The organism is Paenibacillus lutimineralis (genome assembly GCF_003991425.1).
Classification (GTDB): domain Bacteria; phylum Bacillota; class Bacilli; order Paenibacillales; family Paenibacillaceae; genus Fontibacillus; species Fontibacillus lutimineralis.
In genome coordinates, this window is record NZ_CP034346.1 from 4993939 (window position 1) to 5009630 (window position 15692).

A 15692-nucleotide genomic window follows, 5' to 3' on the forward strand; every position below is an offset into this window, starting at 1 on the left:
TAGAAAAATCCCCTCTCTTTTCTAGAAAGGGGATTTTTTTTACTCGACTGATTTTAAGGCTTCAATCATATCGATATGCTTCAGCTTGTAATGCATCGTGACCATCACGATTCCTGAGAACAGTAGAGTCAGCGCTGCCGCATAGCCGTAGCTGAACCAATGTATCGTAGGGCTGAACATCATCACATCGACTTCTGCCGTCTTCAGTACGAAACGGTGCAGAACGATGCCGAGGAAATCCCCAGCTATAATTCCGAGTATCGTCAGGATCATATTCTCACGATAAATATACATCGTGACCTCTTGATCATAGAACCCCAGCACCTTGATCGTCGACAGCTCGCGAATCCGCTCGGACACGTTGATATTGGTCAGATTGTAGAGCACAACGAAGGCCAATGCAGCGGCTGAGATAATCAATACAATGACGACCACATTCATACTGTCCATCGTATCTTCGAACGATCCACTTACCCCACTTGTGAAGCTGACCATAGCTACCCGCTCATTTCCCGTCAATTGTTCACCGAACTGATCCTCGAACGAGGGCTCATGATTGCTGTAATTAATCAACTCCATATTCGACTGTGGTTGTTTGCCGAAGATGCTCTCATAATAACGCGGTGTCATGTAGGCATAGTGCATAGTGTAGTTCTCGGAAATGCCAGCTACTTTCAATTCAAAGGAATCATTGCTGTTGTTCTGAATGACCAACTTACTACCGATATGCAGATTGAATAACTTAGCCAGCTTCTCAGTAACAATCGCTCCATCATCCGGTAAATTCAGGATTTGCTTCTGTCCTCGCTCTCTTAACACCACAAAATCAGAGAAATGCTCTGTAGATTCGGGAATGAATAGATGAATATCCTGACTATTGACTCCTTTACGAACGGCCTGCATCACTTCCTGGGACACATTGAGCGTGCCTGTGATTCCCGGGGTATCCTCGATAAGCTTATGATAGGATGCTTCCCCAGCAGGATTAGACTCATCTTTAAAAATGATTGCCGCATTATATTTCATGATCTTGCCATACTGCAATGGAGCGATGTCCCGGATAGAGTCTTTGAGTCCGAATCCAGTTAAAATGAGCGCTGTACAGCCAGCCACGCCGCATACCGTCATGAACATCCGCTGTTTATAGCGGAACAGATTCCGTGCCGTGACTTTGCCAGTGAAATTAAGCTGCCGCCATATTAGCGGAATCCGCTCCAGGAAGATGCGCGATCCGCTCTTAGGAGCTTTCGGTCGCATCAGCACTGCAGCTCCACTGCGCAGCTCCACGCGTGCCGCGGTAAAGGCTGTCACCGTTGTACATAACACAGCAACGATCAAGGACATCAGACTATAACTGAGGTAGAAATTAAGCCGAACCTCCGGCAAATTGTACAACGAACCGTATGCATTATAGATGATCGTTGGAAATAGTGTAAATCCCACTGTAAGACCGGCGCCTGTCGCCAATACGCTTGCGAGCGTACCGTAGACGAGGAACTTCCTCATAATATCGCCATTGCTATAGCCTAACGCTTTTAACGTCCCGATCTGCAATCTCTGCTCCTCGACCATCCGTGTCATCGTCGTCAAACTGACCAAGGCGGCGATGAGGAAGAAAAATACCGGAAATGCCTTGGCAATTGAGGCCAGTCTCTCGGCATTATCTTCAAACTCGGTATAACCGGGATTGGAATCACGATCCAGCACATAGACCTTTGGCAGCTTCAAGTCATCCAGCTTCTGATGTCCTTCGGTCAGATCGTGCTCACCATCTGCGATCTTCGCATCAGCGTCCTGCTTCTCCTCGCGGTAGGTGCGAAGGCCCTCCTCATAATCGCGGCGCCCTTGATCTAAATCCGCCTTCGCTTTGGCCAATTTGGCCTCTCCTTCTTGCTTGGCTTTGGCCAGTTCTTCTTTTCCTTGCTTCCAGTCCAGCTCTCCTTGAGCCAGCTTCTTGTCCGCAGCCTTCAGCTGTGCAGCCCCGGACTCGAGCTCCTTCGCTTTGGAATTCAGCCCCTTCTCAGCCGCTTCCAGCTTCTGTTCCGCCTGATTCAGGCCCTGTTCGAATGCGCCTGCTGCTTGTTTCAATGCAGCGGCGTCCACCTCACCCGCCATATATCCGGCGACGGCCTGTCCTAGTGCGGAATCGGCCGCTTTAGAACCAGCAACCAATTGATCTCGCTGTGACTGCGGAATGCTGTCCGGAGGAACCGCAGCAATCTGCTGCAGTGATCCGGCAAGCTCTCGTCCTCCCGCCAGCTTCGGCTGGATCTCTTTCTTCTGAACATTCAATAGTTCCCGAGCTTCCTGTAGCTTCGCCTGTCCGGAACTTATTTTCTGCTTATTCTGAGCCAGCTGAGCCCGGCCTTGATCAAGCTCCCTAGCCGCTTTATCCAGTTTACCCTGGCCTTTGACCAGCTCGGATTGCAGCTTGTCCACGCCTTCCTGATAGCTGGTCTCGCCTTCATCCAGCTTAAGCTTGGCATCGCTAAGCTTCTTCTCGGCATCAGCAAGCTGCTGCTTGGCGTCAGCGATTTTCTGCTTCGCCTCATCTAGCTTGGCCTGTCCTTCCTCCCGCACCTCGCTAAGGCGCTCCTCCGGCATCCCTGTCAACGCCTGCTCAACTGCCTTCGTATGCGCCTCGATCCGATCCGCATACTCATCAGAATAGGAGCGTAATCCTGCACTATCCTTGAAGGTCATATAGGCTTCTGTATATACAGACATATGGAAATCCTGTTCAGGAATCACAGCGAATACATCGGTCGTTCCTTTGCCAATTTGGCTCGTCCCTCGTCCGATCGTATTAATATACTGCGGACTTTGTACGAAGCCAACCACCTTATAGCTCAGTGTATGAAATGTATCATTTAAATCAACTTCAGTATCAGGGTTCGTAAAGGTAATTGTATCACCTAACTTGTAGTGCTTCGTCTTCCCGCTCTTATCGAGTGCAATTTCTCCCGAGGTCTCAGGCAATCTTCCTTGGGTGATCAGATAACGATTGATGATATTACCTGGTTGATAAGAGCGGATATTTGCGATTAGGCCGCTATCGTCCAGGAATACATCCGAACTATAGCCAGGCTGTACTGCTTCCACGTCAGGTACTTTCTTTAGTTCATCGATATCGACTGACTTCAACCCATACGTCGTCTGGACTTTCACATCCATCAAATTTAACTCTTCGTAATAATGCTCAGCTGTATCCAGCATATCTGGTCCAGTCGCCTTGATCCCTACAAAGAAGCCGACGCCGAGCATGATGATCGCAAAGATCGACAGAAACCTCGCCTTTGTTCGCCATATTTCCCGGAAAATATCTTTCCATAGCGCTTTTTTCTGCATGCTGTACAGCTCCTTACCACTCAATGTCGTCTACAGAGACCGGATTCGGGTTCATGACCATTTTACGTACTTTGGCATTATTTATTTCAATGACCCGATTCGCCATTGGCGCGATCGCCGAGTTATGCGTTATGACAATAACTGTCGTTCCCGTATTGCGGCAAGTATCCTGCAGAAGCTTCAACACCTGCTTGCCTGTATTGTAATCGAGCGCACCCGTAGGCTCATCGCATAGAAGCAGCTTGGGCTGCTTCGCCAACGCCCTGGCTATCGCCACCCGCTGCTGCTCCCCACCGGAGAGCTGGGCTGGAAAGTTGTTCAGTCGTTCACCAAGCCCGACATCACGCAGCACCTGCTCGGCATCAAGAGCCCGTGGAGAGATTTGCGCTGCTAGCTCTACATTTTCCTTTGTCGTTAAGTTCGGCACCAGATTATAAAATTGAAACACGAAGCCAACATCATTACGGCGATAACCAGTAAGTTCTTTACGATTAAACTTGGCAATATCTGTCCCGTCAACAAGCACCTGGCCTTCATCTGCCGTATCCATCCCGCCGAGAATATTCAGCACTGTTGATTTCCCGGCACCGCTGGGGCCAACAATAACCGCAAATTCGCCCTTTTCAATCTCAAAATTGATGCCGTCATTGGCAACAATCGTCGTCTCGCCCATTTGGTAACGCTTGTACTCATCCTTGATCACTACGAATGCCATATGCCCACTCCCTTTATCATCCTAACGAAGCGATCGATATCGCCGATTCTCGTATATCTATCTCTAGATCTAGTGTATCATAATCAACTATGTGAATAAAAACTCATGAGGGAAGGACTACTTTTCCCCCTTAGAGCAAGATTTGGTATGATAGTAGGACGGTATACTCACAAAATAACGAACTCAAAATGTATAGGGTGGTAAACAATGGAGTTTAAGACAAATGTCATGAGAATCTTGGACAAGCTGAAGGTGGAATATAGCAGTTATAGCTACGCGGGTACGGATGCGATTAGTGGTACCGAGGTGGCTGAGACTCTGGGGCAGAATCCGGATCAAGTATTCAAGACCTTAGTCACCATCGGAAAGTCGAAGAAATACTACGTATTTATGATCCCAGTTGCCAAGGAGCTTGAATTGAAAAAAGCCGCGCAAGCGGTTGGGGAGAAATCGATTGAGATGATCAAATCGAAGGATTTACTGCCGATTACCGGATATATTCACGGAGGCTGCTCCCCGATCGGTATGAAGAAGAGCTTCACCACGACAATCGATGCATCAGCCGCCGCTTATCCGACGATTATTTTCAGTGCAGGCAAAATTGGCTATCAGGTCGAACTAAGCTTGGATGATCTACAAAAGGCCATTTCCTTCCAGTTGGAAGACATTTCACAATAAGTGCTTACAACCTTATAGGCGCTCGATTCTCTTTAGCTTTTTTAACCCCTGATGCGGCTCATATGGCGTAAAATTAATATTTGGAACGACGCCGCCATGGGAACGAATTGTTCTTGTTAATGATGCAGTAATAGTATCCTCTTGAATTGGAGCGTCCCCTTGCACCTGTATTTGCACTTCTAAATCACGGGACGGGTGCTGAAGCACCTTGTATTCGTCAATCCTGTCCGAGCCCGAGTAAATGCTCTGCCGAATAAAGTCTGGGAAAATAGATACCTTTTCCTCGCCACTAGATGACAGAAACTCAAATATATCATCACTACGTCCTTCAATTTGGGAGATGGCCGTTAGTGGTGATCCGCAAGGACATGGATCTTCCCGGAGCGTCAAAATATCATTAAGCCGATAATTAATAATCGGTTGAGAAGAACGGAACAGATCCGTTACGATCGGCATAAACTTCTTCCTGTCTGCTGTCACATACTCCCTCTTGACATAGAGCAAGTCCTCGTTCAAATGCAATGTTCCATGCTCGCATGTCGCTCCCAGAAGCCCTTCGGTACATTGATAGACCTGGTGGACAGTCTGTCCAAACTGTCGCCCGATAAACTCCTCATCTAGCGGATCCAGCACTTCAGCAACACTAATGACCTTACGAGGAGCGATCGTCAGCTTGGAGTCCGCCTGCTGCACAGCCAGCATTCTTAACATCGAGGGCGGTGCAACGAGGATGGTCGGCTGCAACTGCTGCAGGTTATCTACATGCTGCTGCAAGGAATGGAGCAAGTCATAAAAGTGAAACTTAATCGTTCCGGACTGAACAGATTCATATAAATTGCTATTAGCCCGTAAAAAGAAAGCGATTCGCTCTTTTGCCAACAACCCGTGTGGCAGTAACTTGGCTAGAATAATTCCCGCCCATTGGCTCTGCTCGTCATCGGACACGAGGAAGAGCCCGCGATTCCCTGAAGTTCCAGAGGACATCCCTATCGTCATAGTCCCTATTCGCGGCGAAAAGTCCCGCGTCTCTTCACTCGACAGCGCCATCATGAACGCTTCCTCCTTCTGAATCCCGACCGTATTCAATGTATCAAAGTGATCCATCATCACTCTTTTATCAATCGGCGTCAGAGATGCAAGCAATTCTTTAGCGGAATAGCCATTTGTAGAAGGCAGTTGCAAGTAGTATGAGTAAAAAAGAGAATGGTCGCTGACAAAGCGCAAATGCCTTTTCAACTGACGCTCTTGCCATTCCATTAATGCCCGCTCGTCGCGAAAGCGACGAAAATACTTCGTCCTCATATACCATTGCAGTACACGCAGTTTGTTGGTCATTTGGCTACCCTCCCTTTTAAGAAGCGATAGACATATCCTTCAATCCAGCTCCAGGCCAGCCACCGTTTTCCGATAGCTAGAGCCTTTGCTCCCTTGCCGACGGGATAGCGAAATTTCGGTCTCTCCTTTTGGGCTATTTTCGCCACTAATCTGGCAACTTCCCGGGGATCAGCCCCGTTATCTCTAGATTTCATCGCTTCTTTAACTAAATTTTCCTGAAAGGCATTCTCGATCTGCTGCTCTGCGACTTTCTCCAGTCCTCGCTCCCAAATCTTCGTCTGATAGGCAGCTGGCTGAACGAGTGACACCCATATCCCCTCATTTAGCAGCTCCAGCCGCAGACTTTCACCCCAGCCCTCCAGTGCAAATTTCGAAGACGCATATGCAGACATCCCTGGAAAACCAAAAAATCCGCTCACACTGCTGATTGCAATCATTTTGCCGCTTCCATCTCTCGGTATGAATGGCAGCAAAGTCTTCGTCGTCCGCACGGCGCCAAAAAAGTTCGTCTGGAACTGGCTTTGCCACTCCTCCTCCGTTAGATCCTGAAAGAAACCGCCTTGGCAGTACCCCGCATTATTCACTAACACTTGAATCTGTATGGAATGCTGTTCAAGATATGCAGCCACCAAGTCTAAATCCTCCTGCTTTGTCACATCAAGCTGCAATACGGTAAGTCTCCCCAGAACCGATAGCTCTTGGGCAAGCGCTTCGATCTGGGTGCGATTGTTAACATCCCGCATCGTGGCCAGAACATGAAATCCTTGATGGGCCAGCTCCAATGCCGTGTACATCCCAAAGCCACTGCTCGTCCCAGTCACAAGTGCATATTTCATTCGAGTCCCTCCACTTCCCGACAATGAAAAGGAATCAATTGAACCGTCGGTTGTGTAATATGAAACTGATGAAGCTTATGTAATGTTTCCAGATACTCACTTCGGTCAGACAAAATAAGCGATGTCACCCTCATTGGGGGTGAATTGTCGCGGATTGCCGCACTGTCCCATGCCCCATCTGCCGCCAACAATACTTGCCGTTGCTCTGCCCTACATAGAAATCCCATCTGTCCTTCGGCATGGCCTGACAAATCGAAAGCTACGACCGTACCATCATGGAAAATATCGTATATTTCCGTCTCGAACACAGCCAGCTGCTGCCCAATAGAAGAATCTTGTGATACGGCATAGTCTTCTATAAATGATAACCTGCTCTCAAAATCATCGGGTAATAGAGAAGGAATAAAAGCTTTTTTTAAAGCTAGCAAACCGGACTGTCCTCTGACAGACTCATACCCGCGTCTAGAGCAAAGAAAGGTCGCGTTCGGGAAATCCTTCAGGCCGGCAATATGGTCAGCATGGAAATGTGTAATTAATATCTTACGGATCTCCGACGGCTGAATTCCCCTCCGTTGCAATTGACTCGCCGCACTTTGTTCATCGCTAAAGTGAATAGGCGTTAATATCGCATACAGTTTATAGGGAAAACGGCTTGTCGCCGTACGAAAATGTGTCGCATAGCCCGTATCTACCAGTATATGACCTTCTGTCGGGTGTTCGAGGTGAAAGAATCGCGCTGGAAATTGCACGTGATGCAGCGGTTTCGTCCGATTCGTCAGTTTCTCTAGTTGTCCACAGGACCCGGTTGTATACATTTTAAGTTTCACGTACATCTGTTTGTCCTTTCCACCATTGGGCAAATAACTCAATTCCCTCTTCGATTGATATCTTCGGCTCATAGCCGAGCTCCTGACGCGCTTTCTCAATATTCAGTGTCTGCGTCCTGGCTAATACCGTCACTGTATATCTGGTTAGAGTGGGCTCCTGGCCTTGTTGAAAAGTCCGGGAATACCATTCTAGAAAATGAGCAACTCGAAAAAGCAATTTTTCGTTCATTTTTTTTAGCCGCAGCGGTTCTCCGATACGTTCGAATAATAATTGCAATACCTTTACTAGCGAAATTGGCTCGCCATTGGTGATGTTGTATTTTTGGCCGAGTGTCCGCTGCTCTGAGGTTAAACTTAAGCAGATCGCATCGACCACGTTATCAACATACGTTAGATCAATCTGGACATCAGGATTCATGAACGGAACAAACTTACGTCTATTCACTTCGATCAAGCGTGGAATAATAGCATTGTCTTCAGGTCCGAACAAAGCTCTTGGCCTTAGGGTAATGACGGGGAGCCCTCGCACAAAGGCATCATCAATACGCTGCTCCGCTATACATTTAGTTTCCGTATAATGATTCATAAACTTCTGCGGCAGCGCCTCGTCTTCCCGCACATTGACCCGGTCTTCGTTATGAAAGTACAGGCTTGGGGTCGATATATGTACGAACCGCTGTACGTTAGCGCGTAATGCCCCTTCAATCATATGCTCTGTGCCAAGCACATTCGCCTGATAGAATGAATCATAGGGCCCCCACGGTGAAGAAAGCGCACCGCTGTGCACAATAAGCTGCTGACCACTGCAGGCTTCTATAACTCGCTTGCGATCCTCCAGGTCGGCCTGAAAGAAGCGAATGCCTTCCTTTTCCAGTTCCATTCCAATCGCCCGATTGCGTCCCAGACCAGTTACTGTATGCCCCATCTTTATAAGACGCCTGCAGGCTGCTTTGCCTAGAAAGCCCGTGGCCCCTGTTACCAATATGTTCATTGCCTCTCACCATCCCATACAATATCAGCCGTTGTTGCCTCCAGCACTGAAATCCTTTGTCGCTTTGCTATTTTGGCGAACTGATAGGAAGCGTTAAGCTGGTACATAAACGGACACCAGTCCTGTCTATGAAACACCGCATCCTCTGAATCTCGCAGGGCTTGAATATATTTTCGTAGACCATGTTGCTTCACTTGTTGTCCCGCAAAAATACACATGGCTCCTATAAGTGAAACTCTCCTGTTAGAAGTAGGTATCAGGATTCCTCCAGAACCAGTTACAAACTTCTCCACCAGCGCGGTGTGACGAAATAGATGAATGCCACTCGTTAAACGCGGGTTGCACTCGATCGGATAACAACGGCCGTCGCTATGGCAAATGAAATCAAAGGCAATTTGTCCCGTCCAGTTCGTCTTTCTAACAAACTCCCGAACCCATTGTTCAATTTCTTCTTGCCTCTCATGTTGGAAAGATATCGTTGCCCCTGCACCAACACGAAACTCACTTTTATACGTCGTATGTGCGATGACTTCTCCATTTCTAGCAAATGAATATGTGCAATACTGATCCCCTTGGAGCAACGGTTGAATAACCCATCCCTTTTTATAATTGATCGGCTTCTCTCGGTCCATAGGTAAGTAGATCAGCTCACTCGAGGACCTTGTATACACGGGCTTGGCGATATATTTCTCATTGGCAGGCAAGTCATCCAGCTGATTGTACCACTGTTCCTCCGAATCAATATAATAGGTTTCTGGAACGAGCAGACCTAATCGCTTCGCCCATTCGATAAACTCAAATTTATGGTGTACACGAAGCAATCGGTCCGCACGTTCCGCCAGAAGCGTACAGCTTGCCGGGAACGAATCTTGAAATTGTGCAATCGTAAAGATCTCTTCACAAGTTGGTATGAGTAGATCGATCTGCTCTGCAACGACAATTTTTACGAGTTCATCTATAAAAGCTTGAGGCCGCTGCTTCGCGGCAGGAACATCATGAAAGGCTTCAATCGCCTTGCTCACTCTGCATAGTGCATATGGAAAGCTATCTGCCACATGCACATAATAACCTTGTTGGGAAAACAGCCGTGCAAGCTCCAATGTTGCCGGAGCGCGTCCGCCTGTTAACAAGACTCTATTAATATTCAAACACAATTCCCCCAATGGATAACCCGGCAGAGGTACCCAACAATAAAGCCTTCTGCCCTCTTAGCAAGCGGTCGCTCTGAATGGCTTCATGCAAGGTAAGCGGAATGGAAGACGCGATGGTATTTCCGTAGTTTTCGATGATTTGGATAAAACGTTCCTGTTTCACGCCGATTTTCTTCTGCATGATGCGCAGAGCCATCCCGCTCGCTTGATGCGGAATCACAGCATCCATATCCTGTATAGTCATAGGTGTATTCGCATAGAGCTTGTCTAAAAATCCTAAAATATGCTTGGAGCTCAGCCTGAACACGCCCTGCCCATCCATGGAAAATAAATAGTCCTCTTTGACCGGATGGGAGTTCGGATGATTTTTAGTTCCACCACCGCGTATTTCTGTTAATTGCGCTCCTTCACTATATGTCTCCATATAGGATCCTAAAATGCCACAAGTGTCCTCTGCTTCTGCACGTGCCAACACACAAGCCGCGGCTGCATCGCCGAACAATATATAGCTCTCCTTCTGCTTCGGATTAATTCCGACAGAGGCAATATCCGCAGAGACAATTAACACCTTCTCATAGGAGCCGCCCGCAATCATTTGAGACACAATATCAAAAGCCGTAACAAAGCTTAGACAGGTCGAATTAATATCAAATGCCGGGATCGGCCTAGATGGTGCTAGTTTTTGATGGATCAGGGACGCTGTACATGGTATCGGCTGCTCCATCGTACCGCTTGCGCAGACAATCGCATCGATCTCATCCAGCTCCAATGAAGCATCGCTCAGAGCTTGCAGTGCTGCCTTCGCTCCCATAGATGAAGCATGTTCTCCCTTTGCGTAATAGCGTGTTTTGACACCCGACTTTTTCTCCGCCCATCCCCTCGGCAACTGCAGCATCTGATCCAGTTCTGCCGAATCTACTTTATGCTCAGGGATATACTTACCTGTACCCATGATTTTTACTTTGCGCATAAGATGTCCTCTCTAGAAATAAATAAAAGTTATGTATGATTACGTATGTTACCAAACTTTCCAAGTTGAATCATGGTTAAGAAGTCCCTGATGTATCGACAAAAGCCCCAAATATTCGACCGAAGACGGAATAACACAAAGAGAGCTTTCCTCAGTAAGCAGATTTCTACTTCTGGGAAAGCCCTGGCTTTTATCGGTTAATGCGGTAAGTCATTGGAGACGACGGACTGTAAAGTGCGGTTTCTGTCTGCGTTTAATTCCCAGAACATCGCGCCGCGCAATCCTTTGGTTTTGATAAACTCATTTTTCAAATGGATGGATTGCTCGTCATCATACGTAATGAAGATTTTCGTAGAAGGATTGTAGAGGAATGGAGTCTGTGTCACACTGTTCCAATAGCGGGTATAACCTTGGCCAGCCACGGTATATTTACCACTAGAATCAGCGGATAGCAGGCCCGTATTTTGCATAAAGGCGAAGTCATATGTCGAGCCGTCGGAACCACCTGTGGCTTCACCGTTACAGCTTTGATACAACCCGTTGTTATTGGGACCCGCATTACATCCCTTCCAGCCGTAGCCATAGAACGGTTCGCCTACGGTTAGTTTATTGGCAGGGATGCTCTTGTTCAAATAGTTAGTTACCGTGGAATTAATGTTGAATTGACTGTTGCCATTCGTGTTGGCCGGGTCATTGTACAATGGCGATACGATACCGCTTGTAGCGTCCCATGGACCATAGTAGTCGTATGTCATGATATTGATCCAGTCTAGATACTGCACAGCGTTGGACAACCAGTTGTTCGTACCGCCTGCATCGGCAAGGAAGCTGGAGTTCGCGCTGGAAGCGATTGTAATATAGTAATGCTTGCCATCTTGTTGTCCGGCTGTATCAAGGGCTTGACGAAGTGTCTGCAGAAGCAGGACGTAGTTCGCTTTGTCGGCTGTACGTTGGCATGTTTGACCTGATGCGCAAGGTACGCCAATGCTGTTCGGATATTCCCAGTCGATATCGATCCCGTCGAATTGATATTGACGCAAGAAGTTGACAGCGGAAGTGGCGAAGTTGCTTCTTGTTACCGGGTCATTCGCCGTGTTGGAGAATTGGTTGGACCAAGTCCAGCCGCCGACAGAGGCGAACAATTTAAGATTTGGATTTGTATTTTTAAGCTGTCTTATCGTAACTAATTGGTTGTAACCGCCATCGGCTGTCCCGTCGGTGAATGGATCTCCAAGCACGATAGAACCGTTCGGTGCATTACTGGCTGTGCCATCGCCGTTTTGACAGGTCCATGTGTTGGGATTGGGGTTATCCGTACTCTTGGAAGGATTGCCATGTTTGCCGTTCCAACAAATATCCAGGAAGGCATAGTTGATAACAGTTACTTTTGTGGGGTCAATATTGGCAGGGGTAAAGGACGGCGTATCGTAAGCAGCCCAACTTGGGAAGTAACCAATGATCTCATATTGGGTTGAGTTTTGAGAAAGGGTTGTAACGGTGAGCGCATTACTAGCGGGGGAAACATTACCTGCTGCATCCTTTGCTTTCACTATAAAAGTGTAAGAGGTGTTCGCAGTTAAGCCTGTTACCGTGTAGGAAGTTGTATTCGAAGAGCCAGCCAGCGTCGTGCCATTATAAATATCGTAGCCCGTGACGCCGATGTTGTCTGTCGAGGCGGTCCAGCTTAGGGATACCGAGCTTGTAGTTACTGTAGGTGCTGTTAGGTTATTAGGTGCTGTTGGCGGCTCTGTGTCTACAACAGGCGCTCCTGTCGTGACGTTGACTGGTGCGCTGGCTGCTGATACGTTGCCGGCAGCATCTTTTGCTGTGACAGTGAACGTGTAGGCTGTACTAGCGCTTAATCCCGTAACTGTATAGGAAGTCGTTGCCGAAGAACCGGCGATCGTAGAACCGTTGTACACATCATACCCCGTAACACCCACATTATCCGTTGAAGCCGTCCAAGTTAATGTAACGGTACTACTTGTCACGTTGCTCGCTATTACATTAGTAGGCGCCGTTGGTGGCTGCGTATCCGCAGGAGATGATTGTTTGCTCCAAAGCGCCGGAACATTCGGCGGTTCCCATCCAACGAGAGAGGTATGTCCTTGTACACATTGGTAAGTATCTGTTCCATAGGTGACAATATCGCCTGTTTTATAAGTAGTATTAGGTTCCCAAGGTGCCGCACCCAGGGCGGTTAATGGTACGGCTGTGAATACCATGATGATAACAAGAAGCAAGATAGCGCTAACTTTTTTGACTTTTCTCAATTCTGATCACACTCCGCTTATATTAGTTGAGGTTTGTCAGACCTCTGGAGTACGTGACATCTCTCCTTTCATTTATTAATCTATGTAATCGCATTCCAAATTCAACAGAATGATAGAAGAACACACGATGGTGTGGAATGCGAAATTACAAGCTACTTAGGGATTATGAGTTTATCAGTACCTATGAATCCATGTATGTAAGAAGCGCGGTAGAAATTCATGTACACGCTGCTCACTGGCACAGTTGATATCTGATTAACGCGAACGAATTGGATAAAACTCGAATGGAGTTTGGGATGCTTAGCGGAAGGAAGTCAAAACTGAGTCAAATCGGGGGAATCGAAATTAAAAGTATTCCAGATAAACGTTGTATCACGAAACTAAATATATGCAGATATGGAATGGAGTATGAACTTCCTGGATAAAGAGCACGCAAAAAAAGCCCCACCACAGTTCAGTGAACTTATGTGAGGCTTCCATAATCAAAGTGAGGTGTTATTTTTCAAAAATGTATCTCGGGTCAAGTTCAAAAAGGCTTCGATCGCAGGCGAGATCCACTTCTCCTCATGCCAAAACATTTGGGTTGCAAACGATGTCGCGCTCAAATCCCACGGTAACCGAACCAGTTCTCCTCGATTCACTTCTGCCGTCACGGCCATCTCAGGCAATATGGCGATACCCATTCCTATTATCGCACATTGTTTAATCGCCTCAGCGCTGTTAAATTCCAATTCGGTAATTCCCCCCATACCCTTCTGTGAAAGACTTCGCTCGAAAAACGTGCGATAGGAACATCCCTTCTCCGTCAACAAAAAGGTCTCGCCATTAAAATCTTCAATGGACAATGTTGTACGTGCAGCCAAGGGATGATCGGGCGCTGCCAATACATAAAAAAGCTCGTCTAGCATTTTTTCTCCACAGAATCCTGTTTCGCCCTTGTTCTCATCCAGCATAAAGATAATGTCCGCTCCCCCTTCCCGCAAGCTCTGTTTGAGGTTCGGATTAGCCAGCGGTCGAAACATCAACCGAATCCCCGGATAGCGCAAGCGGAACTGGCGCAGTACCACCGGCAGCCGATACGTGCACAGCGTTTCATCCGCGCTTATAACCACCGTACCCGTTAACTCGCCAGATTGCTTGACGGCATGCTGCGCTTCTTCAAGTTCACCGAGTATGTTGTCTACATAGCGTAGAAAATTTCTCCCCGCATCGGTCAGGATCACATTTTTACCTAATCTGTCCACCAGCTTGACACCCAGTTCTTCCTCCAAGGATTTCATCTGCATCGTAACCGTTGAGGGGACATAGTTCTGCACTTCTGCAGCACGGGTAAAGCTGAGTGTGGAGGCAAGCGTATGAAAGGTTTTTAGTTGGCGCAATTCCAAGCAACATCCCACCCTTAATTCAAAAAAAATGAACGTTTTATTCATAAACGTTTCTTTGACTTAACAATAACATCATCGTAGAGTGATGACAAGAATGGCGCCATTCATCTTTAGCTATGAAAAGGAGATTTTCACATGAGAGATTATGAAATTTATGAATTGGGAGACGTGCTGCTGCAATCCGGCGATACCCTGCCACATGCCGTTCTCGCCTATAAAACCTACGGAACGCTAAATGCAGAAAAAAATAATGTTATCCTTTATCCTACCTGGTTTGCAGGCCAGCATACTGATAATGAATGGTTAATTGGACCTGGCAAGGCATTGGACCCGGAAAAGTATTTTATCATCATCCCCAACATGCTAGGCAATGGATTATCCTCCTCGCCAAGCAATACACCACCGCCTTACCATCAATCTAATTTCCCGCTGGTTTCGATTTATGATAATGTGCGGCTGCAGCATCAACTGGTTACCCAGAAGTTTGGTATTACGAAAATCGCCCTCGTCGTAGGATGGTCGCTCGGAGCTGTGCAGACATTTCAGTGGGGGGCAAGTTATCCGGACATGGTCGAACGAATCGCTCCATTTGGAGGAACGGCCATGACCCGACCGCATGCAAAGGTTGTATTTGAAGGAATGATTGCAGCACTTCAGGCTGATTCTGCCTGGAAGAATGGCCTTTACACGCAGCAGCCTAAAGTGGGTTTGGCAGCCATGGGACGAGTCTATGCGGCTTGGGGCTTCTCCCAGGCTTATTATCTAGAGCAACTCTATCAGCAAGAGGGCTACGATACACTGGAGGAATATCTTATAGATTACTGGGATCAAGTATTTTTGACCTTTGATGCCAATGACCTGATCACGATGCTGCGCACTGGAATTACCGGTGACATTAGCGCAAATCCAGCGCATAACGGTGATTTTGAACTAGCACTAAGCAGAATAAAAGCACGAGCACTGGTCATGCCGGGAAGTACAGACCTTTTCTTTCCTCCCCAAGATAACAAATATGAGACGCAGTTTATGCCCAATGCACTCTTCCTCCCAATTGAATCGAAGTGGGGACATTGCGCAGGTATCGGACAGCATGAACCAGATTCCATATTTATAGATAATAGCCTGAAAAAGTTCTTACTTGAATGATACCTACGCACACTTGACTTTCCCCTGCAGGGGAAAC

12 protein-coding genes are annotated in these 15692 nt (G+C 47.3%); 2 read left to right on the forward strand and 10 right to left on the reverse strand.

Annotation, left to right across the window (positions count from 1 at the left end):
- Positions 1–39 precede the first annotated feature (39 nt).
- Together EI981_RS22170 and EI981_RS22175 are read right to left on the reverse strand one after the other, a co-directional pair.
- Positions 40–3348, reverse strand: a complete 3309-nt coding sequence (locus EI981_RS22170; protein ID WP_127001957.1) for an FtsX-like permease family protein — start codon at positions 3346–3348, stop codon at positions 40–42.
- Between the two features lie 13 nt (positions 3349–3361).
- Entirely contained in the window at positions 3362–4063 is a 702-nt protein-coding gene (locus EI981_RS22175; RefSeq protein WP_127001959.1) for an ABC transporter ATP-binding protein, read from the reverse strand.
- 207 nt (positions 4064–4270) lie between these two features.
- Here EI981_RS22175 and ybaK point away from each other — a divergent pair, with 207 nt between their 5' ends.
- Entirely contained in the window at positions 4271–4741 is a 471-nt protein-coding gene (gene ybaK, locus EI981_RS22180) for a Cys-tRNA(Pro) deacylase (protein WP_127001961.1), read from the forward strand.
- A 12-nt stretch (positions 4742–4753) separates the two neighbouring features.
- On the opposite strand, the gene EI981_RS22185 is transcribed toward ybaK, so the two are convergent.
- The 8 genes from EI981_RS22185 to EI981_RS22220 form a co-directional block, all read right to left on the reverse strand.
- Positions 4754–6076, reverse strand: a complete 1323-nt coding sequence (locus EI981_RS22185; protein ID WP_127001963.1) for a F390 synthetase-related protein — start codon at positions 6074–6076, stop codon at positions 4754–4756.
- On the reverse strand, positions 6073–6912 hold the full coding sequence (locus EI981_RS22190; protein WP_127001965.1) for an SDR family NAD(P)-dependent oxidoreductase: 840 nt from the start codon (positions 6910–6912) through the stop codon (positions 6073–6075). The genes EI981_RS22185 and EI981_RS22190 overlap by 4 nt, the downstream gene beginning before the upstream one ends.
- Positions 6909–7745, reverse strand: a complete 837-nt coding sequence (locus EI981_RS22195) for an MBL fold metallo-hydrolase (protein ID WP_162616245.1) — start codon at positions 7743–7745, stop codon at positions 6909–6911. The genes EI981_RS22190 and EI981_RS22195 overlap by 4 nt, the downstream gene beginning before the upstream one ends.
- A complete protein-coding gene (locus tag EI981_RS22200; protein ID WP_127001969.1) occupies positions 7729–8730 on the reverse strand; it encodes an NAD-dependent epimerase/dehydratase family protein in 1002 nt (333 codons plus the stop codon). Before EI981_RS22200 ends, EI981_RS22195 begins: the two co-directional genes overlap by 17 nt.
- Positions 8727–9878, reverse strand: coding sequence for an ATP-grasp domain-containing protein (locus EI981_RS22205; protein WP_162616246.1), 1152 nt, complete (start codon positions 9876–9878; stop codon positions 8727–8729). The genes EI981_RS22200 and EI981_RS22205 overlap by 4 nt, the downstream gene beginning before the upstream one ends.
- Positions 9868–10851, reverse strand: a complete 984-nt coding sequence (locus EI981_RS22210) for a beta-ketoacyl-ACP synthase III (RefSeq protein ID WP_127001973.1) — start codon at positions 10849–10851, stop codon at positions 9868–9870. The genes EI981_RS22205 and EI981_RS22210 overlap by 11 nt, the downstream gene beginning before the upstream one ends.
- A 197-nt stretch (positions 10852–11048) precedes the next feature.
- On the reverse strand, positions 11049–13076 hold the full coding sequence (locus EI981_RS22215) for a glycosyl hydrolase family 18 protein (RefSeq protein ID WP_127004895.1): 2028 nt from the start codon (positions 13074–13076) through the stop codon (positions 11049–11051).
- Between the two features lie 530 nt (positions 13077–13606).
- A complete protein-coding gene (locus EI981_RS22220) occupies positions 13607–14509 on the reverse strand; it encodes a LysR family transcriptional regulator (protein ID WP_127001975.1) in 903 nt (300 codons plus the stop codon).
- Positions 14510–14644: 135 nt separating this feature from the next.
- Between EI981_RS22220 and EI981_RS22225 the strand changes: the two genes are divergently transcribed.
- Positions 14645–15655 (forward strand): alpha/beta fold hydrolase, encoded by a 1011-nt coding sequence (locus tag EI981_RS22225; RefSeq protein ID WP_127001977.1) that lies wholly within the window; start codon positions 14645–14647, stop codon positions 15653–15655.
- Positions 15656–15692 lie beyond the last annotated feature (37 nt).

Bases quoted from the DNA above. Each gene is read 5' to 3' on its own strand.
- EI981_RS22170 (WP_127001957.1), bottom strand. From the start codon at position 3,348: ATGCAGAAAAAAGCGCTATGGAAAGATATTTTCCGGGAAATATGGCGA.
- EI981_RS22215 (WP_127004895.1), bottom strand. From the start codon at position 13,076: ATGGTATTCACAGCCGTACCATTAACCGCCCTGGGTGCGGCACCTTGG.
- EI981_RS22190 (WP_127001965.1), bottom strand. From the start codon at position 6,912: ATGAAATATGCACTTGTGACTGGGACGAGCAGTGGCTTTGGGATGTAC.
- EI981_RS22175 (WP_127001959.1), bottom strand. From the start codon at position 4,063: ATGGCATTCGTAGTGATCAAGGATGAGTACAAGCGTTACCAAATGGGC.
- EI981_RS22195 (WP_162616245.1), bottom strand. From the start codon at position 7,745: ATGTACGTGAAACTTAAAATGTATACAACCGGGTCCTGTGGACAACTA.
- EI981_RS22225 (WP_127001977.1), top strand. From the start codon at position 14,645: ATGAGAGATTATGAAATTTATGAATTGGGAGACGTGCTGCTGCAATCC.
- ybaK (WP_127001961.1), top strand. From the start codon at position 4,271: ATGGAGTTTAAGACAAATGTCATGAGAATCTTGGACAAGCTGAAGGTG.
- EI981_RS22200 (WP_127001969.1), bottom strand. From the start codon at position 8,730: ATGAACATATTGGTAACAGGGGCCACGGGCTTTCTAGGCAAAGCAGCC.
- EI981_RS22185 (WP_127001963.1), bottom strand. From the start codon at position 6,076: ATGACCAACAAACTGCGTGTACTGCAATGGTATATGAGGACGAAGTAT.
- EI981_RS22210 (WP_127001973.1), bottom strand. From the start codon at position 10,851: ATGCGCAAAGTAAAAATCATGGGTACAGGTAAGTATATCCCTGAGCAT.